Source organism: Streptomyces sp. NPDC060002 (assembly GCF_042737245.1).
Classification (GTDB): Bacteria; Actinomycetota; Actinomycetes; order Streptomycetales; family Streptomycetaceae; genus Streptomyces.
In genome coordinates this window covers 1-22,611 of sequence record NZ_JBHWUW010000010.1, presented here as the reverse complement: position 1 = coordinate 22,611, position 22,611 = coordinate 1, and the positions used below count along the sequence as shown (strand labels likewise).

Below are 22,611 nucleotides of genomic sequence, written 5' to 3'. Positions count from 1 at the left end.
GATGACGGCCATGACGACGACCGGGGTGCCGCTACAGAAGGACGTCCTTCTCCAGGTCAACGCGCTCCAGGCGATGTGCCGCCAGGTGTTCGGGTTCCGGCTGGCCATGATCGCGGTCGCCACCCCCGCGGCCCTCCTGAACGCCGCCCCGGGCCTGGGCACCCGCCTGGTGGGCGCGGCCGTGGTGGTCACCTTCATGGGGTCGTACGTCCTCTTCCGCGACTGGGAACGCTTCGGGCCCCTTCTCCTGCGCCACCCCTCCCTGCTGGCCGTGGACACCCTGTTCGGCACCCTGCTGCTGATCTCGGCGGGGCCGGACACCACGCTCGCCTACGTCAGCGTCTGCACCCCGCTGCTGGCCGGCATCGTCTACGGCTGGCGGGGTGCCGCCTGTTTCGCGTCCCTCCAGTCGCTGATCCTGCTGCTGGTCCACGCGACCCTCGTGCGGGAGCCCGGCGTCAGCCTCGCCGAGAGACTGCTTCTGCCGGGCCTCTGCGTCATCACCGGCGCGATGGGCTCGTCGCTGCGCCACCTCATGCTCCGCTTCGGCGCGGCCACCCAGGCCCTGACCGCCGTCAAGGCGCGCCTGGCCGGTACCGAGGCGGTCGCCGCCGAACGCGCGCGCCTGGCCCGCGAGATGCACGACTCCGTGGCCAAGACGCTGCACGGGGTGGCCCTCGCAGCGGACGCCCTGGCCCATTCGGCGGGCTCGCCGGGCATGGACCCGGTCATCGTGCGGCAACACGCCGAACTGGTCGCCCGCGCCGCGCGCCGCGCCGCCGCCGAGTCCCGCGAACTCCTCACCGACCTCCGCCGGGAGCCGGACCCGGCGCAGGACGTCGACCTCCTGCCCGAACTGGCCGCCCACGCGGACGTGTTCGGGGACCGGACCGGCCTGCCGGTCAGCTACCACGCCTCCGGCGACCGGGCGACGCTCCCCGTCCCGCCCGCGGTGGCCCGACAGCTCCTCACGATCACCTCGGAGGCCATGGAGAACGCCCACCGCCACGCGGCCCCGACCCATGTGGAGGTGCGAGCGGCCGTGAACGGCGAGCTCCTCACCCTGAGCGTCCGCGACGACGGCCGAGGCCTCCCGCCCGAGGCCACCCTCGAACAGCTGCGCCGCACCGGCCACTTCGGCCTGGTCGGCATGACCGAGCGGGCCGCCTCCGTCGGCGCCCGCATCCGCATCGGCCACGGCCGTGACTCCCGGGGCACCGAGGTGCGCCTGGAACTCCCGCTGGCCGCGCTCACAGAGGAGGTCGTCTGATGCCGGACCGACCGCCCCACCGCCCCGGCGCCGAGCAGCCGCTCTTCCCGCCACCACCCAGGCCCTGCCTTGTGCGCGTGGTCGTGGCCGACGACAACCCGGTGGTCCGCGCGGGCCTGACCGCCCTGCTCTCCGGCCGGGAGGACATCACGGTCGTCGCCCAGGCGGCGGACGGCCGCGAGGCCTACGAGGCGGCCCGCCAACACCGCCCCGACGTCGTGCTGCTGGACGTCCGCATGCCCGGCGTGGACGGCCTCTCGGCCCTTCCGCACCTGGCGCGGATCACCCGGGTCGTGATGCTGACGTACAGCCACGAGGCCGAGATCGTCCAGCAGGCCCTGCGCGGTGGCGCCGGGGGCTACCTCGTCCACGGGGAGTTCACCGTGGACGAGTTGGTGTCGGCGGTGCGCGACGTCACCCGGGGCCGCGCCCACTTCACCCCGACGGCGGCGACAGCGGTACTGGCGCACCTGCGAAACGATGCGACTGCACACGTAAAAGCGGACCCATCTACCCTATTTTCAGCGACTTCTACGGAAGCGCTTTCGCAGTTGCAACCAATCGTGAGACAGTCGTCCTCAGTATTGAGGGCGGGGTTCCAACTCAGCCCGAGGGAGGCGGAGATCATGGACCTCATCGCGTCGGGCATGAACAACCAGCAGATCGCCGCCACCTGCTTCATCAGCGAGAAGACGGTCAAGAACCACATCAACCGCATCTTCGCCAAGCTGCACAGCGGCAGCCGCTCCGAGGCCGCGGCCAAGTGGCTGGGCACGGCGGTGACCTCATGAGACCCCGCCGGACATGCCGCCGGACACACAGCAGGACTTCCGACTGGGCCCGGGATTGGGCCCAGGGACCCTTCTCCGACGTGGACGCACGGTCTTACGTTGCCGGTCACGCCACCGATGGAGAGGAACGCCATGAGCGACCTGCTACTGAGGACCGCCGTCGCGGCCAAGGTCCGGGTGAGCGGCTGGACGAACACGACGGTGCGGGCCGTACGGCGCCGCGCCGACAACGACAGGGGACAGACCGCCGTCGAGTACCTGGGCATCATCGCGGTGGTGGTGGCGATCGTGGTCCTGATCGCCAACACGAACCTGGGCCAGACGATCGTCGACAAGCTCACGGCCCAGATCGACAAGGTGGCTCCCTGACACGACCCCGCAGGCGCACGCACGGCGACGCAGGGCAGGTCTTCCCCATCTACCTCACGGTGGTGGCGGGCCTGCTCTTTCTGGCGTTCGCGTACTTCGCGGTCGGTCAGGCCGCGGTGAACCGCAACGGAGCGCAGACCGCCGCCGACGCGGCGGCGCTGGCGGCCGCTCAGGAGACCAGGGACGAGCTCGCGGACCTGTGGAAACTGGTCGTGCTCGACCCGACGAAGTGGCAGGAGATCTTCGACGGCGTCGGAGCGGCCGACGACCCGTGCAGGCGCGCGTATCAACTCGCCGCGCAGAACGACGCCAACGTGGAACAGTGTGTGCCGGACGGCCTCCGGTTCAGCGTCGCCGTGCAGACGAACAAGTCGGCGGGAGACTCCGTGATCCCCATCACGAGCACCACACACGCGCACGCCTCCGCCATAGCCGTGATCGAGTCCCTGTGCACGTTCGAACTGCCCGGCCAGCCCGCACCGGTGAACGCGCTGCCGAGGCTCACCTGTGAGGACGGGGAGTGGAACCTGGACCCGACGGATCTGGAACCGGACGATCTCCCCGGGCCCGAGGATCTCTTCGACGTCCACCTGGCCGACTGAACGAGCGAACGACGAGTGAAGAAGGAGGCAGAGCGATGAGCATGCGGTTCACTGCGAAGGTCCGCACGGGGGCGGTCGCGCTGGCCGTCGTGGCGGGGCTCGCCCTCGGCGCGACCGCCTGTGGTGGCGGTGGCGATGACGACAAGAAGCCGCAGTCCTCGGCATCCTCCTCCAAGTCCAGTGGAACGCAGCCGAATCCGCAGGAAGGGCAGTCCGACGAGCTGTTGGCCGAGCTGAAGGGCCCGAGCGGGCTCCTGCTCCAGATCACCTCTGCCGTGCGCGACTCCGGCGGATTCGTGACTGTCAACGGCGCTCTGAAGAACGACAGTGGGACATCTGTCGTGATCCCGTCTGCCCTGAGCGGCAACGAGACCGAGATCATGAACAACGGAAGGTCACTCGGCGGCGCGACCCTCGTCGACTCCAAGAGCAAGAAGCGCTACTACGTCCTCCGTGACACCGAAGGCCGCCCCCTGACGACGACGGGCTTCTCGACGCTCAAGGCCGGCGAGTCCATCGACGTCTTTCTCCAGTTCCCCGCGCCCCCCGCGAGCTCGACGGACGTCTCCTTCCAACTCCCGCTGTTCCCCAGCGGGGTCATCAAGATCTCCGGGTGAGGCCGATCATGACCCCACGTCTCACTCTGGTGGTGGCCGCGGCCACCCTCGTGATGGTCGGCATGGCCCCTGCCGCCGAAGCCGACACCACCCCCAGCGTTCCCCCCGGCACCGAACCCACCGCCACCGCCCCCGTGGAGGTCGACCCCAACGACCCCGACCTCAAGCTGCCCGAGGGCGGCACCCTCGCCGAGCCCAAGGTGCTCGACATCAAGCAGGTCGTCGAGGACGAGTCGGGTGACGAACGCCGGGAGGACACCAACGCGGACGTGACGTTCGCGCTCCAGGCCGAGGTCCTCTTCGGCAAGGACAGCGCGAAGCTCGGCACGGAGGCGAAGTCCCGTATCGCCACGATCGCCGCGGAGATCAAGAAGCAGAACAACACCACCGTGGTCCGGGTCTTCGGCTTCACGGACAACCTGGGCTCCTCCGCGCACGGCGACGTCCTGTCGAAGCAGCGGGCGGACGCCGTCCAGGCGGAACTCGCGGGTGACCTGAACGACCCGGACATCACCTTCGAGGTCCGCGGCTACGGCGAGCAGTACCCCATCTCCGACAACTCCACCGAGGCCGGCCGCAAGAAGAACCGCCGGGTGGAGGTCACGTTCCCGCGCACGGCGAACTGACCCGCACCTCCACCCGCACCCCCGCCCGCAGCCCCCACCCCTCCATCGCCCCGGCCGCCGCCTCCAGTACATGGCGGGACCGCAGCCGGGGCAGGCCCAGCCGTCCAGGCCGCATGGTGCGTACGGCGACGACGCGGAGCCGCCGGTCCAGATACGCGACGTCGATCGGCATGCGCATCCGAAAGGTGTGCACGCTGCCGGCGGGCGACAGCAGCATCGCCCCGTCCACCGAGTCCCGCCCGAGCAACCCCCGGGTACGGGCCCGGTAGGAGGCGGCGATCTCCAGGGGCACCACCTGGAAGCCGCCTTCGCCTTCGCCCCCGCCCACGCCTTCGCCTCCGCCCCCGCCTCCGCCCCCGCCCCCGCCTTCGCCCCTGCTCCCGCCCTCGCCGCCCACCACGAGTTCTCCCCACCCGTCCCGCCAGCGCGCCATCCCCGTCTCCCCTCGGCCGTGTCGCTACCCTCTGGACCCTTCGCACCGTAGCGAGCCGGAACACGAAGTGGGGACCGCCGTATGCGGAAGATCGTCCTGATCATGTCGATGTCCCTCGACGGGTACATCGAGGGCCCTGACCGCGACATCTCCTGGCACCAGGTCGACGACGAACTGCACCAGCACTTCAACGACATGGCCGGAGAGCTGGGCGCCCTGCTCAGCGGCCGGACCACCTACGAGCTCATGGCCGACTACTGGCCGACCGCGGACGCCGACCCGGACCTCCCCGCCACGATGGCCGAGTTCGCCGCGATCTGGCGCGAGAAACCGAAGATCGTGTACTCGCGGACGCTGGAGCACGCCGGCTGGAACACCACGATCGTCCGGGACGTCGTCCCCGAGGAGGTCGCGCTGCTCAAGGAGCAGGCGGGCGGGGACCTGGGGCTCAGCGGCGCCGACCTCGTCGCCGCGTTCCTGCGCCACGGTCTCGTCGACGAGTTCCGCGTCTACGTCCACCCGGTCCTCGTCGGCCGGGGCAAACCCCTGTTCCCGCACACCGACGTGAGCATCCCGACCACACTCCGCCTGACGGAGACCCACACCTTCGGCAACGGGGTCGTGCTGCTGCGCTACGCGTGACGGACCGCCGTAAACCGGCGGCGCCTCCGCGAACCCTCTGCCACCATCCCCGTATGGACGACAAGAGGCGGGACACCGTTGACGACAGCGACCACGCGGACCCCGCCTTCGAGGCGCTCCTCGCCGAAGGCGCCGCCGTCCCCACCGAGGGGTGGGACTTCTCCTGGTTCGAGGGACGGGCCACCGAGGAGCGGCCCTCCTGGGGGTACGCGATGTCGCTGGCCGGACGGCTGGCGGGCGCGAGCGCCGCGCTCGACGTGCAGACCGGGGGAGGGGAGGTCCTGGACTTCGCGCTCGGCCGGGCCGCCCCCAAGGCCCCCGAGCTCACCGTCGCGACCGAGGGCTGGCCGGCGAACGTCACCAGGGCCACCGCCCTGCTGCGCCCGCGTGGCATCGCGGTCGTTGCGTCCCCGGAGGACGCCCCGCTGCCGTTCGCGGACTCCACCTTCGACCTGGTCGCAAGCAGGCATCCGGTGCGGCCCCTCTGGGACGAGATCGCCCGCGTGCTCCGGCCCTGCGGTACCTACTTCGCCCAGCACGTCGGTCCGCGCAGCGTCTTCGAGCTCGTCGAGTACTTCCTCGGGCCGCAGCCGGAGGGGGTGAGCAGCGCCCGGCACCCCGAGCGCGAGCGCGCCGGGGCGGAGGCGGCGGGGCTGGAGGTCGTCGGCCTGCGGACGGAGCGACTCCGTGTCGAGTTCCACGACATCGCCGCCGTGGTCCACTTCCTGCGCAAGGTGGTGTGGATGGTCCCGGGCTTCACCGTGGACGCCTACCGGCCCCAACTCCGCGCCCTGCACGAGCAGATCAAGGCCGACGGCCCGTTCGTCGCGCACAGCACCCGTCATCTCTTCGAGGCCCGCCGCCCGTAGCGCGGGGCCGGCCAGGAACCGCCCTCCGGCTCCCCGCGCCCCCGCCTGCGCCTCCCCGCGCCCCGGCCCTCGCCTCCACGGAGTTTCCACATCGTTATCGTGATCGGTTCATGTCCCCTGTCGACCTCGCGTAAGTTCTCGTTCAGGCAATTCGCGTACGCAAAGCTGCGTGGACGTCACCGCGCAGTGGAGGGGGCTGCGCGGTGACGCCCGCGTCAAGCGGACGTTCATGGCCGGAGTAGCCCGTCGGGGGGACGGGCCGGCGTGTGACCGATGGGACCTCAAGCCGCTCCAAAACCTCAGCTTCCCTCGGTGATCGGGTCCATTCTCCTGGGAATCCGTTGCGTTTCGGCCATGAGTCACCTATGAACAACGCCTTCCGTGACCACCGGCGCGTCGCCGGACGACTCCGGAGAGTAGTTGTGGCGCGCTGATGCACGCAGCATCACTTACGAAGGGTTATGGTGGAAACCCCCCCTCGGGCCGGTCCGTCTCCCCCCCACGGACCGGCCCGTTTTTTTGCCCCGGCACAGTGGTTCGTGCGGTGGCCGCGCCTCCCACCCCCGTCAACGGCCCAGGCCCCGCAGGGGTAGGCTGCGCCCCGCGGGGACCGCACCGTACGGAGGGGCTGACAATCACGTGAACCTGCGCGACAAGCTGCGCGGCCTTCTGGTCAGGCTGTACGCACGCCGGGTGGAAGGTCACCTGGACCACGCTCAGGTGCCGAAGCACATCGGCGTCATCATGGACGGCAACCGACGCTGGGCGAAGGCCTCGGGTTCCACCACCGAGCACGGCCACCGCGCCGGTGCGGAGAAGATCGAGGAGTTCCTCGGCTGGTGCACCGAGACGGACGTCGAGGTCGTCACCCTCTGGCTGCTGTCGACGGACAACCTCGACCGCCCCGACGACGAACTCGTCCCGCTCCTCGGCATCATCGAGGACGTCGTGCGCACCCTCGCCGCCGACGGCCGCTGGCGCGTCCACCACGTCGGCACCCCGGACATCCTCCCCTCCCATGTGCAGACCGCGTTGAAGGTCGCCGAGGAGTCCACCTCCCACGTCGACGGGATACTGGTCAACGTCGCCATCGGCTACGGCGGCCGCCAGGAGATCGCCGACGCCGTGCGCTCGATGATCGTGGACGCGGCGGACAAGGGCACCTCGATGGAGGACCTCGCCGACTCCGTCAGCGTCGACCTGATCGGCCGCCACCTCTACACCGGCGCCCAGCCCGACCCCGACCTGGTGATCCGTACCAGCGGCGAGCAGCGGTTGTCCGGATTCATGCTGTGGCAGACGGCCCATGCGGAGTACTTCTTCTGCGAGGTCTTCTGGCCGGCCTTCCGCAAGGTCGACTTCCTGCGTGCCCTGCGCGACTACGCGGCCCGTCACCGCCGTTACGGCGGCTGAGGAACGAGTCCCGGGGCGTCCTGCGAGGGCGTCCCGTTTACCCCGGTCGGGGCGGAAGTAACGAGGAGTTCACCGGCGCGCCGTCATATGCCGTGGCATGGCGGCGCGTGTTCGAGGGCATAAACCAAGCAGGCCGACGCCCGAACCACGGGTGTCGGATCTCAGCGGGCGGCACGGGGCCGTCCGCCCGGGAGGCCCTTTTGCACCAGCCCGACCGTGCGGTCACGGCACGGATGAAGCAGCGGGGGGCCGGTTCTCGGCCCGTGCGAAGCGGCCGACGACCGGTCCAGCTCCACTCCGTCGCTCCCCGACCTCATCCGAGGGGGTACGTCCTTCCGTGGTGACCAGCACAAAGCGCCGTATGCCAGACCGGCGCACCTATGTTCTCGACACCAGCGTCCTGCTGGCCGACCCGAACGCCCTGACCCGCTTCGACGAGCACGAGGTAGTGCTCCCCATCGTCGTGGTCACGGAGCTGGAGGCCAAGCGGCACCATCCGGAGCTCGGCTACTTCGCCCGGCAGGCGCTGCGCCTGCTGGACGACTACCGGGTGAAGTTCGGTCGCCTCGACGCCCCCATCCCGATCGGGGAACTCGGCGGCACCGTCCGTGTCGAGCTCAACCACTCGGACCCCAGCGTGCTGCCTTCCGGCTACCGCCTGGGTGACAACGACTCCCGCATCCTCGCGGTCGCCCGCAATCTGCAGGCCGAGGGTTTCGACGTCACGGTCGTGTCGAAGGACCTCCCGCTCAGGATCAAGGCGTCGTCGGTCGGCCTCCTCGCGGAGGAGTACCGCGCCGAACTCGCCATCACGGGCTCCGGCTGGACCGGAATGTCCGAACTGACCCTGTCCGGCGAGCAGGTGGACATCCTCTTCGAGGAAGGGCACATCCACGTGCCCGAGGTCGCCGACCTTCCCGTGCACACCGGTCTGACCATCCAGTCGGAGCGGGGCAAGGCCCTGGGCCGGGTCACCGCCGAGGGCAACGTCCGCCTCGTGCGCGGCGACCGCGAGGCCTTCGGCATCAAGGGCCGCAGTGCCGAGCAGCGCATCGCGCTCGATCTGCTGCTCGACCCGGACGTCGGGATCCTGTCGATGGGCGGCCGGGCCGGCACCGGCAAGTCCGCGCTCGCGCTCTGCGCGGGTCTGGAGGCGGTCCTGGAGCGCCGTCAGCACCAGAAGGTGATGGTCTTCCGGCCGCTGTACGCGGTGGGCGGGCAGGAGCTGGGCTATCTGCCCGGTTCCGAGGCCGACAAGATGGGCCCCTGGGCGCAGGCGGTCTTCGACACGCTGTCCGCGGTCACCAGCCGCGAGGTCATCGAGGAGGTCACCGCGCGAGGGATGCTGGAGGTCCTGCCCCTGACCCACATCCGGGGCCGCTCCCTCCACGACGCCTTCGTGATCGTCGACGAGGCGCAGTCGCTCGAACGGAATGTGCTTCTCACCGTTCTGTCCCGGATCGGCGCGAATTCCCGGGTCGTTCTGACCCACGATGTGGCGCAAAGGGACAATCTGCGGGTCGGGCGCTATGACGGCGTGGTCGCCGTCGTCGAGAAACTGAAGGGCCATCCGCTCTTCGCGCACGTCACGCTGAACAGGTCCGAGAGGTCCCAGATCGCAGCACTTGTGACCGAAATGCTGGAGGATGGGCAGATCTGAATGACCCGCCCCAATTGACAGGGGACAAGCGGTGGTTGGCGCCGTCCGACAAAGGCTGTGAGCCTAGTCGGGCGGCGCCGGCGTATGTGGGGGTTTCGCGAAATCCCCAGGGTCACCACGGGTGTGAGCTTTCACACGCAACTCGGAATTGCCTTGCGTAGTCCGGTTACGGCAAAGTCTCAGTCCTGTCAGGCCCCGCATGCGACACATCTGTGCCCCCAGCAGTACGGCACCGCTTGAGCATCACCTTCAACTCCATACCGACCGTCGTATGCCGCCCGTGCACCATGTGGCGCTCTCTCATCGGGAGTTGCCCACCGGGCCCGTGTCTCCTGTGACCCCGTAGTTCGGAGACCAGCGACAAGGGCACGATTGCGTCCGCCAGGGTCACCGAAGCGGGCGATGCTGGAAGGAAAACCGTGTGAGCCGGATCTCGGTCCGGGGATTCGCAGTGGCCTCGGCCACGGCGGTCACCGCTGTCGGAAGCGTCGTCGGCGTTGCCTCGGGCAGCGTCGCGCAGGCCAACGACGCAGAAGCGACGGCCAGCGACGCGACGCTCCTCGCCGACATACCTGTGGGCCAGCAGGCCCAGGTACAGACGGCGTCCCTCACGCAGCAGGCCAACGTACAGGCCATCGCCGCGGACGAGGGCGCGAAGAAGGACGCCGAGGAATCGGCCCGCAAGGCTGCCGCCAAGTCGGCGATCGCGAAGAAGGAGGCCGCCGAGAAGGCTGCCAAGGACCGCGCGGAGGCCAAGGCCAAGGCCAGCCGCAGCGCGGGCGACTTCCCGATCCGGAGCTCCTACTCCATCGCGCAGATCCAGGCGATGGCGGCGCAGATGGTGCCCAGCGGCCAGTTCCAGTGCTTCAGCAACATCGTGGACCACGAGTCCAGCTGGAACTACCACGCCGTGAACGCCTCCTCCGGCGCCTACGGACTCTTCCAGGCCCTGCCCGCCGGCAAGTACGCGTCCGCCGGCTCCGACTGGCAGACCAACCCGGCCACCCAGATCAAGTGGGGCCTGAACTACATGGACAGCCGCTACGGCAGCCCCTGTGAGGCATGGTCGTTCTGGCAGGCCAACCACTGGTACTGAGCCCACGCGGCCCTGGTCGTGCAGTTCTCCACCCGACGGCACAACAGAAGGAAACCGCGTGAGCCGGATATCGGCCCGGGGATTCGCCGTGGCTTCGGCCACCGCGGTCACCACTGTGGGCGCTGTCATGGGAGTCGCCCAGGGCAGCGTGGCCCAGCCAGGCGGCGACGCCGAGGCGACGGCGGGCGAATCGACCCTCCTCTCGGACTTACCCGTAGGACAGCAGGCCCAGGTACAGACGGCCACGCTGACGCAGCAGGCCGACGTCCAGGCCATCGCCGCGGACACCACCGCCAAGAAGACGGCGGAGCAATCCGCCCGTAAGCAGGCGGCCAAGGACGCGGTGGCCAAGCAGAAGGCCGCCGTGGCCAAGGCGAAAGCCGTCCAGGAGGCCAAGGACAAGGCGGCCGAGGCCGCGGAGACCAAGGCCACCACCGAGGTCGCCTCGACCTCGTCGGCCGGCAGCTTCCCGCAGCAGGCGTCGTACACCGTCGCCGAGGTCCAGGCCATCGCCCGCCAGATGGTGCCCAGCGGCCAGTTCCAGTGCTTCAGCAACATCGTGGACCACGAGTCCACCTGGAACTACCAGGCGGTCAACCCCTCGTCGGGCGCCTACGGTCTCGTGCAGGCCTATCCCGGCTCGAAGATGTCATCCGCCGGCGCCGACTGGCGGACCAATCCGGCGACCCAGATCAAATGGGGCCTGAACTACATGAACGACCGTTACGGCAGCCCCTGCGACGCCTGGGACTACTGGCTGGCCAACGGCTCGTACTGAGCCGGATCCGCCGTCCTCCGCTCAACTCCGCGCAGCCCCTCCCCGTCCTAGGGGGAGGGGCTTTCGCCCTGTACGGTCGGTACGGCCGGGACCGACGACTCCAGGGGGAGTGGTGGGGAGAGACGGGGGAAGAGGACGGATCATGTCGCGAGTTCCAGGGTGGCTCGGCCGGCTCGGTGCCGGACTGAGCGAGATGGGTGAGCGGCTCGACGAACGGCGTGCCGAGGTCGAGCGGGAGCGGCGGGAGAGCGCCGCCGAGACGGAACCCACGCCGCCCGACAGCGCCGAACCGGCCGCCGAGGCCTACCCGGAAGAGTTCGTGCCGGCCGCACCGCGCCCCGACCCCGCCCAGGCCGTGCCGTGGGGGGTCCGGGTCGCCGCCGAGGCGGGCTGGCGGCTGCTGGTGCTCGCCGGGACCGTCTGGGTGCTGATGAAGGCCATCAGCGCGATCCAGCTGGTCGTCATGTCCTTCGTGGTCGCGCTGCTCCTCACCGCGCTCCTCCAGCCCACAGTGGCCCGGCTGAAGCGGGCCGGAGTGCCCGGCGGAGCGGCCACCGCGCTGACGGCGATCCTCGGGTTCGTCGTCATCGGGCTGATGGGCTGGTTCGTGACCTGGCAGGTCATGGCGAACATCGACAACCTCTCCGACCAGGTCCAGGACGGCATCGACGACCTGCGCCGGTGGCTGCTCAACAGCCCCTTCCACGTCACCGACAAGCAGATCAACGGCATCGCCAAGAACCTGCGGGACGCCATCGGCGACAACACGGACTCGATCACCTCGGCGGGCCTGGAGGGCGTCACCGTCGTCGTCGAGGCGCTGACCGGCATCCTCCTGGCGTTCTTCTCGACACTCTTCCTGCTGTACGACGGCAAGCGCATCTGGGAGTGGACGCTCAAGCTGGTCCCGGCCGCGGCCCGGCCGGGCGTGGCGGGCGCGGGTCCGCGGGCCTGGGCGACGCTCACGGCGTATGTGCGCGGCACGGTGATAGTCGCGTTGATCGACGCGATCTTCATCGGCCTCGGCATCTACTTCCTCGACGTGCCGATGGCCGTCCCGCTCGCCGTCTTCATCTTCCTGTTCTCCTTCATCCCGCTCGTCGGCGCGGTCGCCTCCGGCGCGCTGGCGGTGGTGGTCGCGCTGGTCACGCAGGGCGTGTTCACCGCGGTGATGACCCTGGCGGTCGTGCTGGCCGTGCAGCAGATCGAGGGCCACATCCTCCAGCCGTTCATCCTCGGCCGCGCCGTGCGCGTCCACCCGCTGGCGGTGGTCCTGTCGGTCGCCGCGGGCGGCATGGTGGCGGGCATCGGCGGCGCGATCGTGGCGGTGCCCCTGGTGGCCGTGACGAACACGGTGGTGGGCTACCTGCACGCCTACTCCCGCGAACAGGCCCTGCGGCACGCACCACGGCCGAGGGGCGCGACAGCGGCGGGCGTGGCGCCGGTGGCGGCCCCCGCGGGCTCCCCCACGGCTTCGCCGCCGGCCTCCGCCGCGCCGGAAGCGCCCTCGGACAAGGCTCCCTGAGGGAACGACCGAGGTCTCTCAACCGGTCAAATGGGCGCCGAACAAAGCGAATTGAGTTCATCGGCGGATCAACTTCCGTCAGCTGGGAGCAGGTCGGAAATCCCACGCTGGAATATGCGTACGGACTGATACACATTCCCTCCTCAGCGCTACGCGTCAGGCGTATGTGCGAGAGGTCCAAGGGGAGTGATGTCGGGCTACGAGCTGCTGGCACGCGACCTCGCCGCGTGCGGCCGGGAAGGCTTCACCGGGGAACTGCGCGTCCTCGGCTCGCCCGGCGGCACCTTCCATCTGCACGGTGGGCTGGTCGTCGCGGTCGAGTCGCCGGGCGCCCCCGCACCCGAGGCACTGCTGTTGCGCTCCGGCCGGATCGGCGGGGAGGACTGGGCCGGGCTGGTGCGTGAGTCGGGCGGCGTGCGCTGGCCGGCCGCCGGGCTGATCGCCCACGGCTACGCGGGGGCCGCCCAGCTCCGGGTGGTCTGCGCGATGGCTCTCCAGGACGCCGTGTTCGCGGTCGTCGCGGGCAGCGTCGACGGCTGCGAACGCGGTCCGGCGACCGGGCCGCCGCCCGCCCCGGTCGCCGTGGGCGAGCCGCCCACCCGGCTGCTCCAGGTGGCGTCCCGCAAGCTCGGCGCGCTCCTGGAGCAGCCGTATCCCGTGCGCCCGGACCGGGAACGGCCCGTGCCCGCCTCCCTCGCCTGCGCGGCCGGCCGGCTCGGCGCGCTGCAACGCGAGCTGCTCGCCCACGCCGACGGCCGGCGCACCGCCCGGGACCTCGCCTTCCGTACCGGGCGCGGGGTCTACACCGTCACCGTCGAGGTGGCCCGGATGCTGGGCGAGGGGCTCCTGGAGTGTGTGGACGCGCCCCGGCCGATCCCGGTCCGGCTGCCGCCCGACGGGCACGGCATACGCCCCCGCGAACCGGCCTCGCCGCCGCCCCGGCAGCCGCCGGTGCCGGAGGCGACGGCCCTGCCGCGCCGCAGCCCCGGCGCCAGCGGCATCAACGAAGCCCTCACGACGGAACAGGACGGCACCGGCAGCGGCACCGGCTGGAAGGAGTTCTTCCGCCTCCGGAACCCGACGGCGAAATAACAGCCCCACGTAAACCCCCACAGAAAAAAGACGGTCATATGCGATCAGAATTAGGGGAGTTGCATTCATGGACCACACAGCCCTGGCACGGGAGATGCGCGGCCTGCGGGAGCAGGTGACCGGTATCACCGACACGGCGCTGGCGGCCGCGGACGGACTGCTCATCGCCGCCGACACCGCCGACTCCATCGATCCGGAGGGCCTCGCCGCCCTCGCCGCGGCCGGCCTCGGCCTCGCCCGCCGTACCGCGGAGGCGACCGCCCGCGGCGCCCTGCACCGCACGGTGGCCTACGGCAGCCACGGCTGCGCCGCGTTCTACGCGGTCGGCGACACCGCGCTGATGGTCGTACTCGGCGACGAGGGCATGGACGTGGAGCGCCTGCACAGGGCGACCCAGCCCGCCCTGCGCCGCATCGATCTGATCCTCACCGACCGGACCGAGACGACAGTGAAGACCGCTGAAGGAGTCTGAAGGGATGGCGACGAAACGTATGACCCCAGGTTTCTCCGACCAGGTGATGGGCCTGGTCAAGTCACTGCGCACGGATGCCCCCGACTGCGTCGCCTCCGGCGTCGTCGACATGTCCACCGGCATGCTGCTCTCCTACGAGACCGTCGACAACCATCCGCCCGAGGTCCTGGACCTGCTGGCGGGTGCGACGCTCGACCTGTTCCAGGGCCGTACGGTCGTGATGATCGAGGACGTCTTCAAGGAGCGGCGCGGGGTCCAGAGCGAGAACCACTTCTTCCAGGAGATCCTCGTGAACAGTGAGAATCTCACCCATCTGTTCGTGCGGATGACCGAGCAGCAGGACGTCGTCGCGGTGGTCGTCTGCCGCAAGTCCGTCAACGTCGGCATGCTGTTCGCCCAGGTGCGCAGGGTGGTGCGGGAGTACCAGCTCTGAACGCGGAACGGTCCCTCCCCGGGCGGGGAGGGACCGTTCCGCTCATCGCTTGCTCACCGCCCGCTCACTCCGTGCGCAGGCCGTCCGGCCGCAGCAGTTTGAGCAGCGGAGGCAGGCTCAGCAGCGTCACCAGCAGGACGACGGCAGCCCCGCAGCCGGTCATCGACAGCACACTCGCCCAGTCGACACCCACCGGCGTGTCCGTCATCTTCAGCAGGATCGCGCCCAGCGTGATCCCCACCCCCATGGCCAGCAGCAGGCCCAGCCCGATCGGGATCGCCGTCTGCCACAGCACCGACAGGCCCAGCGTCCGCCGCCGGGTGCCGAAGGCGACCAGCGACGACAGCAGCTTGCGGCGCTCGCGCAGCTGCTCCAGCTGGGAGACCAGCAGGCTCGCCCCGATCAGCAGCAGCACGCAGGCGGAGCCGACGAGCAGACCGGTGCGGATGGTGGTGAACTTCGTGTCCTGCCGGGTGGCCGACCAGGTCATCGGTTCAGCCAGCGGATCCACCCGGAACGCCGTGTTACGGGCGTACTCGTAGGCGTCGGGCACCGATTCGTCGATCGACAGGTAGATCTCACCGTTGACCAGCTTCTCGGCGGCCTCGGGCAGCGCGCTCGGCGTCATCAGGAAGCCGCCGCGCTTGTAGTCGGTGAGGCCCTTGACCGACTTGGCCTCGGTGACGCCCCGGGGGACGGTCCAGACGACCTCCGCGGTGCTCCCGGAGGCGGACGGCTCGACGTACAGCTTCTTGCCGGGCTTGTTCAGCGCGGGCCCGTCGGCGGAGTACTCGTCGCCGTCGAGAACGAACAGGTCGCCGTCCTTGCACGAGGGCAGCTTCGCCACCTCGCGCAGGGCCGGACAGTCGCCCACGGTCAGCTCGGTGGAGAGGTTCGGGCCGTCCTCGGTGTTCCAGGAGGTGTCGCCCAGGTAGCCCTCCCACAGGGCCGTGACCTTGCGGACGGCCTTGGTGTCGGCGAACTTCTGGGCGGTCGCGGCCAGCGGAGCGCCGTCCGGCACCCGGACCTGCATCTGTGCCCGCGTGAGGTCCTGGCCGGTGGCCTCGGTGTAGGCGCCGTCCACGCCGGCGAACAGCATCTGGAGCGCGATCGCGCCGGCCACCGCCACCGCGATGCCGTTGACCATCCGGGCCGCCGTACCGCTGCTCAACTGGAGCCTTCGTACGGCCAGTTGCCAGGCCACGCCGCCGGAACCGAGCCGGCTGACGACCGTCTCCACGAGCCACGGCAGCAGCGCGGTGATGCCGACGAGGATCAGGACGACGCCGCCGCTCACCAGGTACTGGTTGAAGTCGCCGTTGGCCTGGCCCTGCCCGATCATCGGGTAGAGCATCGCGAAGCCGCCCAGGGGCAGCAGCAGCCGCCACCACAGCCGTCGCCGCGCGGGCTTCGCCGTGCGGACCACGCCGAGCGGCTCGATCACCACACCGCGCAGCGCGAAGAGGGTGACCAGGACCGCAGCCGCCGGCACCGCGAGGGCGACCAGCGCGGCCAGCGCGGGGGAGGGGTCGAGGTAGCTGGGCCACACGCTGATGCCCATCACCTCGACCGAACCCGCCACCTGGCGGCCGATCAGGAAGAAGACCGTGCCGAGGACCAGGCCCAGCAGCGCCCCGGCCATCGCCTCGCCCGCCGCGATGCGCCGGGTCATCCGGCCGTCCGAACCGATCAGCCGCAGGGCCGCGAGCCTGCGGTCGCGCCGCTCACCGCCGAACCGTACGGCGGCGGCGATGAACACGGCCACCGGCATCAGCAGCACCACGATGACCACGAGGATCAGCAGGAGCAGTACCGGGTCGGTGTCCTCCTTCGAGGGATCCGGGTTCCCGAACTCCTTCAGCCGGGTCGCCCCGTAGTCCTCCATGTGCGCGGCGAGCTCGGTGGAGCCCGAGTAGTAGGCGAGTTCCTGGGAGCCGACCAGCCCGCTCTCTTCGATGGTCCCGACGATGCGGTACGGGATCCGCTCCCGCAGCAGCGCCGAACCGTCGGCGGCGAGCAGCTTCTTCAGCGCGGGTGAGACCACCATGTCGCCCTCGGCCGGGAACCGGCTCAGGCCGGGCGGCAGCGGGGCGCGCGCTCCTTCCGGCTCCACCAGCCGGCCGCGTACGTCCTTGTCACGGAACGTCGTGTCGGCCTGCGCGATCAGCAGGGTGTCGTCGCCCTTGGCCGGCTGCTCGCTGCCGAACGGCCAGTCCAGCCGGGATTGTTCACGGTCGTGGCGTACCGACAGGGCGTTCGGTACCGCCGTCGTCAGCAGCAGGACCGCCACGCCGAGCCCGACGCCGACCGCGGTCAGCACGGCCCGTACCCAGCCCTCCCGGCCGCCGCCGAAGGCGAACCGGACCCCCAGGCCCAGATCCCTGGACCACTGCCCCACGCTCATATGGCCCGCTCCATGTCCCGCGACTTACCGTCCCGTACGACGATCTCGCGGTCGGAGTAGGCAGCCACCCGCGCCTCGTGCGTGACGAGGACGACGGCCGTGTTGGCCGACCGGGCCGCCTCGGTGAGCAGCTCCATCACGCGTTCGCCGTTGAGCGAGTCCAGCGCGCCGGTCGGCTCGTCGGCGAACACCACGCGCGGGCTGGTGACGAGCGAGCGCGCCACGGCCACCCGCTGCCCCTGCCCGCCGGACACCTCACCGGGCCGCTTCTTGCCGAGGTCGTCGACCTCCAGCCGCTCCATCCACCCGAGGGCGGTGCGCTCGGCCTGCTTGCGCGGGGTGCCGTTCAGCCGCAGCGGCAGCGCCACGTTCTCCACGCAGGTCAGTTCCGGCACGAGCTGCCCGAACTGGAACACGAAGCCGAACTCGGAGCGCCGCAGCTGACTGCGCTGGGCGTCGCTCATCGTCGCGAGCTCGCGGCCGTCGTACATGATCGAACCCGAGTCGGGTGTCACGATCCCGGCGAGGCAGTGCAGCAGCGTCGACTTGCCGGACCCGGACGGGCCCATCACCGCGACGACCTCGCCGGGGTGGATGGAGAACTCGGCGCCGGCCAGCGCCATCGTCGGCCCGTACGTCTTGTGCAGGTTCTCGGCGGTGAGCAGGGATCCCCCGGGGGCGTTCACGCGATCACCGCGGCCTTCAGTTTGTCGAGCCGGGCGGCGGCGAGTTCCAGCCAGCGCAGGTCGGCCTCGAGGTGGAACAGGGCGTGGTCACAGATCAGCTGGTCGGCGAAGTCGCCGTGGCGCTTGCGATCGGTGAGGATGCGCATGCTGCGCAGGTGCTCGGCACGCTGGGTGTCGAGGATCTCGGCCGCGTCGCGTTGGGTCAGCAGCGCGAGGACGACCTTGGTGTACAGCGTCGACTGGAGATACGGCTCGGGCTTCTCGGGCGTCGCGAGCCACTGCTCGACGTCGGTGATACCGGCGTCGGTGATCGCGTACCGCTTGCGCTCGGGACCGCCGCCGGCCTCGATGCCGTCGACCTCGACGAGCCCGTGCTTCAGCAGACGCGACATCGTCGAGTAGACCTGGCCGTAGTGCAGCGGCCGGTCGTGACCGAACTTCTCGTCGAAGGCCCGCTTGAGGTCGTAACCGTGGCGGGGTCCGGACTCCAGGAGTCCCAGGAGGGTGTGACCGATGGACATGGGGAGGACTGTACATGCGGTGTATACCCGGTGTGTATACGTCCAGTGCACAGATGGCGGCGGGGAGTGGGAGTGCGCAGGTGAGGGCCGATTGTCACCGTTCTGCCACAGGCCCGGCGACTGCCTGGGGGCCGGTGCCTGCCGCGGGCCCGGCGTTCGCCTCGGGCCCGGCGTTCACCTCGGGCCCGGCGCCCAGTTCGGGGTCGGCGTGCGTACAGCAGCCGGCCCGTCCGGGGGCTTGTCCGGGATGCTCGCTCCGTCTTTGTGCGCGGGGTGGCGAGGTGAAGGCGCTCAGGCCGACGGGGGTCCGGAGGGTCCGGGGGGCGGGCCGCCGGGGGGCCGGCCGCGGCGGGGCAGGGGCCCGGTGTCGCCGGGCAGCCGCCCGGCCTCCTTCAGCGCCTTGCGCAGCAGGAACTCGATCTGCGCGTTCGCCGACCGCAGTTCGTCCGAGGCCCAGCGGGCCAGCGCGTCGTGGACCAGCGGATCGAGCCGCAGCAGCACCTGCTTGCGCTGCTGCGGCCGACGCTGGGGGGCCGGGCCCCCGGCGAGATCACTCACTGGTAGAGGGTCCCGGTGTTCAGTACCGGCTGGGGCGCCCTGTCCCCGCACAGCACCACCATCAGGTTGGACACCATCGCCGCCTTCCGCTCGTCGTCCAGCTCCACGATGCCCTTCTCGGCGATGCGCTGGAGCGCGGCCTCGACCATCCCCACGGCCCCGTCCACGATCTCCCGCCGCGCCGCGACCACGGCGCCCGCCTGCTGTCGCTGAAGCATCGCCGAGGCGATCTCGGGAGCGTACGCGAGGTGGGTGAAGCGGGACTCGATGATCCGGACGCCGGCCGCCTCCACGCGCGCGTGCAGCTCTATGGCGAGCTTCTCGGTGATCTCCTCGGCGTTGCCGCGCAGCGAGAGGCCGCCCTCGTCGTGCGAGTCGTAGGGGTACTCGATGGCGATGTGCCGGACGGCCGCCTCGGTCTGGGTGGCGACGAACTCCAGGAAGTCGTCCACCTCGAAGCTGGCCTGCGCGGTGTCCCGCACGTTCCACACCACGACCGCGGCGAGCTCGATCGGGTTGCCGTAGGCGTCGTTGACCTTCAGTACGGCCGTCTCGTGGTTGCGGACCCGGGTGGAGATCTTCTCGCGGGAGGTGAAGGGGTTCACCCAGCGCAGTCCGTCCTCGCGGATGGTGCCCCGGTAGCGGCCGAACAGCTGCACCACGCGGGCCTCGCCCGGCGACACCGTGTTCAGCCCGCACATCGCGAGGAACGCGGCGACCCCGACCAGGATGCCGACGGTGATCAGCGCCGCCTTGAGGCCGGTCGCGTCCACCTGGGCGCCGAAGGCGACCATCCCGGCGCCGGCCAGCAGTCCGGCCAGGCCGAGCAGCAGCGCGAGTCCGCCGGCCACGCTGTTCGCGGGGAACTCGTGCACACGCGGGGCGGGCATGTCGGGTGTGTCGACGGTGTCGGTGGCGCTTTCGGTGGTGGCCGAGGGGTCGTGAGTGGGCATGGTGGGTCCCCGTTTCTCGTCGCCGACTGATTCAGTCATCAGCGGCCTATCTAAGTGATATCACTTTAGCGCCTCATGGCAACCCTGTGCCACTCTCGTACGTCGGACTCGGTGGGGACGTCCGGGCGGTTCCCTCGAGCGGGGTGCTGATTCTCACGCCCCGTGCCGACCGGACCGAGGCCCCTTCGTCATAGACAGCGGTGTTAGCTTTCTGAGCTGACCTGCCCCTGCCCCCGGGCACTGGTGTGACTGCCGAGTAGGAAGCGGAGCGAGCGGACTCATGGGACGAGCGGACGAGAGACGAGCTCGACAGCGCGGTGGGCGCCGCGCCGCGCCCAGGGGCCGCTCGACGGAGACGGACTCGATGACCCCTTCGACGGCGGAGTCCGTGGCGACCGCCGAGGCGGTGCCCGAGACCGCTGCCGCGGCCGGAGGCCGCGCGGCCGCGCGCCGGGGCGCGAAGAAGAGCGGCAAGGGCGCCAAGGGCACGGCCGGCAAGAAGGACAAGGGCTTCATACGCCGCCTCTTCACCTGGAAGAAGATCCTCGGCACGTTCCTCGGCCTGGTCGTGGCCGTCATCGGCGCCTTCCTCTGGCTGTACATGAGCACGCCGATCCCCAAGGGCAACCCCGACGCCGCCCTCCAGAGCAACGTCTACGAGTACGGCAACGGCGCCATCCTCGCCCGCGACGGTGAGGTCAACCGGGAGAACGTCGAACTCGCGAAGATCCCCGAGGAGGTCCAGCACACCTTCGTCGCCGCCGAGAACAAGTCCTTCTACACCGACGCCGGCGTCGACCTGAAGGGCACCGCCCGCGGTGTGCTCAACACCCTCATGGGCAAGGGCGCGCAGGGCGGTTCGACGATCACCCAGCAGTACGTCAAGAACTACTACCTGACCCAGGAACAGACCGTCACGCGCAAGCTGAAGGAACTGGTCATCTCCCTGAAGCTGGACCGGGAGAAGGAGAAGGACTACATCCTGGCCGGCTACATCAACACCAGCTACTACGGCCGCGGCGCCTACGGCATCCAGGCGGCGGCCCAGGCCTACTACCGCGTCGACGCAGACAAGCTCACCGTCCAACAGGGCGCCTATCTCGCCGCGCTGCTCCAGGCCCCCAGCCAGTACGACTGGACCTCCGCCTCCGACACCGGCAAGAAGCTGGTCACGGCACGCTGGAACTACGTCCTCGACAACATGGTGGAGAAGGACTGGCTGGACAAGTCCAAGCGCGACACCATGACGTTCGAGGAGCCCAAGGAGCCCAAGGCCGCGCCCGGCAAGGAGGGCCAGATCGGCTACCTCGTCGACGCGGCCAACACCGAACTGGCCAAGCAGCTGGTGGCCCAGGGCGTCGCCGACGACTACGAGTCGGGCATGGCTCTGGTCAGGCGCGGCGGCTGGAACATCGAGCTCAACATCGACAAGAAGAAGCAGAAGGCGCTGGAGGCGGCCGTCAAGGACCAGCTGACCAGCAAGCTGGACAAGAAGAAGCGCTCGGTCGACGGCGACGTCCAGGCCGGCGCGGTGTCGGTGAACCCGAAGACGGGCGCCGTCGAGGCGATGTACGGCGGTACCGGCTACACCGACCACTACACCAACAACGCCACCCGCACCGACTACCAGCCCGCCTCCACCTTCAAGCCGGTCATCCTCGCCGCGGCCTTCGACGAGGCCGCCAAGACGCAGGACGGCGACCAGATCACCGCGAACACGCTCTACGACGGCACCAGCAAGCGCCCGGTCGTCGGCAGCGACATCGGCTTCGCCCCGGAGAACGAGGACGACCAGGACTACGGCGACGTCACCGTCCAGACGGCGCTCAACAAGTCCATCAACTCCGTCTTCGCGCAGATGGGCGTCGACGTCGGCATGCCCGAGGTGCTGAAGGTCGCGGCCAACCTCGGCATGGACACCGCGGACCTCAAGGCCGTGCCCGCCCAGACCCTCGGCACCATGGGCGCGAGCCCCCTGCAGATGGCCGGCGTCTACGCCACCCTCGACAACCACGGCAAGCAGGTCACCCCGGCGCTCATCAAGTCGGCGGAGAACAGCGCCCACCCGACGTTCAAGCACACCGATCCCATCGGGGAGCAGGTCATCAGCCGCGAGGCCGCCGACTCGGTCACCTCGGTGCTCACCGGCGTCGTCGACGACGGTACGGCCAAGAAGTCCGTGCGGGACAACCCGCTGCGCAAGGGCCAGAAGGTCGCGGGCAAGACGGGTACCTCCGACAACAACAAGTCGGCCTGGTTCACCGGCTACACCCCCGACCTGGTCACCTCGGTCGGCCTCTTCGGCGAGTCCGCGAAGGCCCCGCACCCCCAGGTGCCGCTGACCGGCGCGACGACGGGCCTGTCCTCGGACGCGGGCCGGATCAACGGTGGTGGCTTCCCGGCGCAGATCTGGGCGACCTACACCTTCGGCGTCTCCACCAAGGTCACCAAGTTCGACCTGGACACCGACCAGGGCGCGGCGGTCCAGACCGCGTCGCCGTCCCCGTCCTCGTCCCCGTCGGCGAGTTCGTCCCCGTCCTCGTCCCCGTCGGCGAGTTCGTCCCCGTCCTCCTCTCCGTCGGCGAGTTCGTCCCCGTCCACGTCGTCGAAGCCGAGTTCGTCCCCGTCCATCACACCGACGGGTGACACCTCGTCGGAACCGAGCACGGACGACCCGTCGACCGGGTCGGAGGATCCGGAGGATCCGCTCTTCGGCCAATAGCAGCCAGGAGCGGCCAGGAGCAGTCGGCAGCGGCCGCCGGCGGCAGGAACAGCGGAGAGGGCGCCCGGAGATCTCCGGG

Annotated in this window: 23 protein-coding genes; 17 read left to right on the top strand and 6 right to left on the bottom strand. The window is 70.1% G+C overall.

From position 1 onward, the window contains the following. Nucleotide 1 precedes the first annotated feature (1 nt). The 6 genes from ACFWBD_RS12095 to ACFWBD_RS12070 all read left to right on the top strand — a co-directional run bounded on the left by ACFWBD_RS12095 (nucleotide 2) and on the right by ACFWBD_RS12070 (nucleotide 4,275). On the top strand, nucleotides 2-1,270 hold the full coding sequence (locus ACFWBD_RS12095; RefSeq protein WP_385666029.1) for a sensor histidine kinase: 1,269 nt from the start codon (nucleotides 2-4) through the stop codon (nucleotides 1,268-1,270). Beyond that, nucleotides 1,270-2,061 (top strand): response regulator, encoded by a 792-nt coding sequence (locus ACFWBD_RS12090; protein ID WP_385666027.1) that lies wholly within the window; start codon nucleotides 1,270-1,272, stop codon nucleotides 2,059-2,061. The genes ACFWBD_RS12095 and ACFWBD_RS12090 overlap by 1 nt, the downstream gene beginning before the upstream one ends. 132 nt (nucleotides 2,062-2,193) lie before the next feature. Then, the gene (locus ACFWBD_RS12085; RefSeq protein WP_385666025.1) at nucleotides 2,194-2,430 is read left to right on the top strand and encodes a Flp family type IVb pilin; all 237 of its coding nucleotides are present in this window, start codon (nucleotides 2,194-2,196) and stop codon (nucleotides 2,428-2,430) included. Continuing rightward, entirely contained in the window at nucleotides 2,427-3,032 is a 606-nt protein-coding gene (locus ACFWBD_RS12080; RefSeq protein ID WP_385666265.1) for a pilus assembly protein TadG-related protein, read from the top strand. The genes ACFWBD_RS12085 and ACFWBD_RS12080 overlap by 4 nt, the downstream gene beginning before the upstream one ends. Before the next feature lie 35 nt (nucleotides 3,033-3,067). Beyond that, the gene (locus ACFWBD_RS12075; RefSeq protein ID WP_385666023.1) at nucleotides 3,068-3,649 is read left to right on the top strand and encodes a hypothetical protein; all 582 of its coding nucleotides are present in this window, start codon (nucleotides 3,068-3,070) and stop codon (nucleotides 3,647-3,649) included. 8 nt (nucleotides 3,650-3,657) lie between these two features. Next, nucleotides 3,658-4,275: an OmpA family protein gene (locus ACFWBD_RS12070; protein ID WP_385666021.1), complete on the top strand. Its 618-nt coding sequence runs from the start codon at nucleotides 3,658-3,660 to the stop codon at nucleotides 4,273-4,275. Here the strand turns inward: ACFWBD_RS12070 and ACFWBD_RS12065 are convergent. Next, nucleotides 4,250-4,708 (bottom strand): DUF192 domain-containing protein, encoded by a 459-nt coding sequence (locus tag ACFWBD_RS12065; protein ID WP_385666019.1) that lies wholly within the window; start codon nucleotides 4,706-4,708, stop codon nucleotides 4,250-4,252. The two genes, ACFWBD_RS12070 and ACFWBD_RS12065, sit on opposite strands and share 26 nt — an antisense overlap. A gap of 81 nt (nucleotides 4,709-4,789) precedes the next feature. Here ACFWBD_RS12065 and ACFWBD_RS12060 point away from each other — a divergent pair, with 81 nt between their 5' ends. The 10 genes from ACFWBD_RS12060 (at nucleotide 4,790) to ACFWBD_RS12015 (ending at nucleotide 14,688) form a co-directional block, all read left to right on the top strand. Then, nucleotides 4,790-5,350, top strand: a complete 561-nt coding sequence (locus ACFWBD_RS12060) for a dihydrofolate reductase family protein (protein ID WP_385666017.1) — start codon at nucleotides 4,790-4,792, stop codon at nucleotides 5,348-5,350. A gap of 53 nt (nucleotides 5,351-5,403) precedes the next feature. Continuing rightward, entirely contained in the window at nucleotides 5,404-6,219 is an 816-nt protein-coding gene (locus ACFWBD_RS12055) for a methyltransferase domain-containing protein (protein ID WP_385666015.1), read from the top strand. Nucleotides 6,220-6,858: 639 nt separating this feature from the next. After that, entirely contained in the window at nucleotides 6,859-7,632 is a 774-nt protein-coding gene (locus ACFWBD_RS12050) for an isoprenyl transferase (protein ID WP_385666013.1), read from the top strand. Nucleotides 7,633-7,969: 337 nt separating this feature from the next. Further along, nucleotides 7,970-9,292 (top strand): PhoH family protein, encoded by a 1,323-nt coding sequence (locus tag ACFWBD_RS12045; protein WP_385666011.1) that lies wholly within the window; start codon nucleotides 7,970-7,972, stop codon nucleotides 9,290-9,292. A 421-nt stretch (nucleotides 9,293-9,713) separates the two neighbouring features. Then, nucleotides 9,714-10,388, top strand: coding sequence for a transglycosylase SLT domain-containing protein (locus ACFWBD_RS12040; protein WP_385666009.1), 675 nt, complete (start codon nucleotides 9,714-9,716; stop codon nucleotides 10,386-10,388). A gap of 58 nt (nucleotides 10,389-10,446) precedes the next feature. Next, entirely contained in the window at nucleotides 10,447-11,166 is a 720-nt protein-coding gene (locus ACFWBD_RS12035) for a transglycosylase SLT domain-containing protein (RefSeq protein WP_385666007.1), read from the top strand. Between the two features lie 142 nt (nucleotides 11,167-11,308). Then, nucleotides 11,309-12,691 (top strand): AI-2E family transporter, encoded by a 1,383-nt coding sequence (locus ACFWBD_RS12030; RefSeq protein WP_385666005.1) that lies wholly within the window; start codon nucleotides 11,309-11,311, stop codon nucleotides 12,689-12,691. A gap of 189 nt (nucleotides 12,692-12,880) precedes the next feature. Next, nucleotides 12,881-13,783 (top strand): MarR family transcriptional regulator, encoded by a 903-nt coding sequence (locus ACFWBD_RS12025; protein ID WP_385666002.1) that lies wholly within the window; start codon nucleotides 12,881-12,883, stop codon nucleotides 13,781-13,783. A 67-nt stretch (nucleotides 13,784-13,850) separates the two neighbouring features. Beyond that, nucleotides 13,851-14,255 carry a roadblock/LC7 domain-containing protein gene (locus tag ACFWBD_RS12020; protein ID WP_171399199.1) on the top strand — a complete coding sequence of 135 codons (405 nt, stop codon included), beginning with the start codon at nucleotides 13,851-13,853 and terminating at the stop codon, nucleotides 14,253-14,255. A gap of 4 nt (nucleotides 14,256-14,259) precedes the next feature. After that, nucleotides 14,260-14,688, top strand: coding sequence for a hypothetical protein (locus ACFWBD_RS12015; RefSeq protein ID WP_028806553.1), 429 nt, complete (start codon nucleotides 14,260-14,262; stop codon nucleotides 14,686-14,688). A gap of 64 nt (nucleotides 14,689-14,752) precedes the next feature. Here the strand turns inward: ACFWBD_RS12015 and ACFWBD_RS12010 are convergent, their stop codons facing one another. The 5 genes from ACFWBD_RS12010 to ACFWBD_RS11990 form a co-directional block, all read right to left on the bottom strand. Then, nucleotides 14,753-17,092, bottom strand: a complete 2,340-nt coding sequence (locus ACFWBD_RS12010) for an ABC transporter permease (protein ID WP_385666000.1) — start codon at nucleotides 17,090-17,092, stop codon at nucleotides 14,753-14,755. Beyond that, on the bottom strand, nucleotides 17,089-17,778 hold the full coding sequence (locus tag ACFWBD_RS12005) for an ABC transporter ATP-binding protein (RefSeq protein WP_384112135.1): 690 nt from the start codon (nucleotides 17,776-17,778) through the stop codon (nucleotides 17,089-17,091). Before ACFWBD_RS12005 ends, ACFWBD_RS12010 begins: the two co-directional genes overlap by 4 nt. Then, nucleotides 17,775-18,299, bottom strand: a complete 525-nt coding sequence (locus ACFWBD_RS12000) for a PadR family transcriptional regulator (protein WP_385665998.1) — start codon at nucleotides 18,297-18,299, stop codon at nucleotides 17,775-17,777. The genes ACFWBD_RS12005 and ACFWBD_RS12000 overlap by 4 nt, the downstream gene beginning before the upstream one ends. 291 nt (nucleotides 18,300-18,590) lie before the next feature. Further along, nucleotides 18,591-18,857, bottom strand: a complete 267-nt coding sequence (locus ACFWBD_RS11995; protein ID WP_385665996.1) for a hypothetical protein — start codon at nucleotides 18,855-18,857, stop codon at nucleotides 18,591-18,593. Next, nucleotides 18,854-19,810, bottom strand: coding sequence for an SPFH domain-containing protein (locus ACFWBD_RS11990; RefSeq protein ID WP_385665994.1), 957 nt, complete (start codon nucleotides 19,808-19,810; stop codon nucleotides 18,854-18,856). The genes ACFWBD_RS11995 and ACFWBD_RS11990 overlap by 4 nt, the downstream gene beginning before the upstream one ends. Before the next feature lie 280 nt (nucleotides 19,811-20,090). Between ACFWBD_RS11990 and ACFWBD_RS11985 the strand changes: the two genes are divergently transcribed. Beyond that, on the top strand, nucleotides 20,091-22,532 hold the full coding sequence (locus tag ACFWBD_RS11985; RefSeq protein WP_385665992.1) for a transglycosylase domain-containing protein: 2,442 nt from the start codon (nucleotides 20,091-20,093) through the stop codon (nucleotides 22,530-22,532). The last annotated feature ends 79 nt before the right edge of the window (nucleotides 22,533-22,611 follow it).

What these genes read in the sequence shown, in the direction of transcription:
- ACFWBD_RS12090 (WP_385666027.1), top strand. Translation starts at nt 1,270, where the DNA reads ATGCCGGACCGACCGCCCCACCGCCCCGGCGCCGAGCAGCCGCTCTTC.
- ACFWBD_RS12025 (WP_385666002.1), top strand. Translation starts at nt 12,881, where the DNA reads ATGTCGGGCTACGAGCTGCTGGCACGCGACCTCGCCGCGTGCGGCCGG.
- ACFWBD_RS12030 (WP_385666005.1), top strand. Translation starts at nt 11,309, where the DNA reads ATGTCGCGAGTTCCAGGGTGGCTCGGCCGGCTCGGTGCCGGACTGAGC.
- ACFWBD_RS12075 (WP_385666023.1), top strand. Translation starts at nt 3,068, where the DNA reads ATGAGCATGCGGTTCACTGCGAAGGTCCGCACGGGGGCGGTCGCGCTG.
- ACFWBD_RS12055 (WP_385666015.1), top strand. Translation starts at nt 5,404, where the DNA reads ATGGACGACAAGAGGCGGGACACCGTTGACGACAGCGACCACGCGGAC.
- ACFWBD_RS12095 (WP_385666029.1), top strand. Translation starts at nt 2, where the DNA reads ATGACGGCCATGACGACGACCGGGGTGCCGCTACAGAAGGACGTCCTT.
- ACFWBD_RS12070 (WP_385666021.1), top strand. Translation starts at nt 3,658, where the DNA reads ATGACCCCACGTCTCACTCTGGTGGTGGCCGCGGCCACCCTCGTGATG.
- ACFWBD_RS12000 (WP_385665998.1), bottom strand. Translation starts at nt 18,299, where the DNA reads ATGTCCATCGGTCACACCCTCCTGGGACTCCTGGAGTCCGGACCCCGC.
- ACFWBD_RS12085 (WP_385666025.1), top strand. Translation starts at nt 2,194, where the DNA reads ATGAGCGACCTGCTACTGAGGACCGCCGTCGCGGCCAAGGTCCGGGTG.
- ACFWBD_RS12065 (WP_385666019.1), bottom strand. Translation starts at nt 4,708, where the DNA reads ATGGCGCGCTGGCGGGACGGGTGGGGAGAACTCGTGGTGGGCGGCGAG.
- ACFWBD_RS12060 (WP_385666017.1), top strand. Translation starts at nt 4,790, where the DNA reads ATGCGGAAGATCGTCCTGATCATGTCGATGTCCCTCGACGGGTACATC.
- ACFWBD_RS11985 (WP_385665992.1), top strand. Translation starts at nt 20,091, where the DNA reads ATGGGACGAGCGGACGAGAGACGAGCTCGACAGCGCGGTGGGCGCCGC.
- ACFWBD_RS12020 (WP_171399199.1), top strand. Translation starts at nt 13,851, where the DNA reads ATGGACCACACAGCCCTGGCACGGGAGATGCGCGGCCTGCGGGAGCAG.
- ACFWBD_RS12015 (WP_028806553.1), top strand. Translation starts at nt 14,260, where the DNA reads ATGGCGACGAAACGTATGACCCCAGGTTTCTCCGACCAGGTGATGGGC.
- ACFWBD_RS11990 (WP_385665994.1), bottom strand. Translation starts at nt 19,810, where the DNA reads ATGCCCACTCACGACCCCTCGGCCACCACCGAAAGCGCCACCGACACC.
- ACFWBD_RS12010 (WP_385666000.1), bottom strand. Translation starts at nt 17,092, where the DNA reads ATGAGCGTGGGGCAGTGGTCCAGGGATCTGGGCCTGGGGGTCCGGTTC.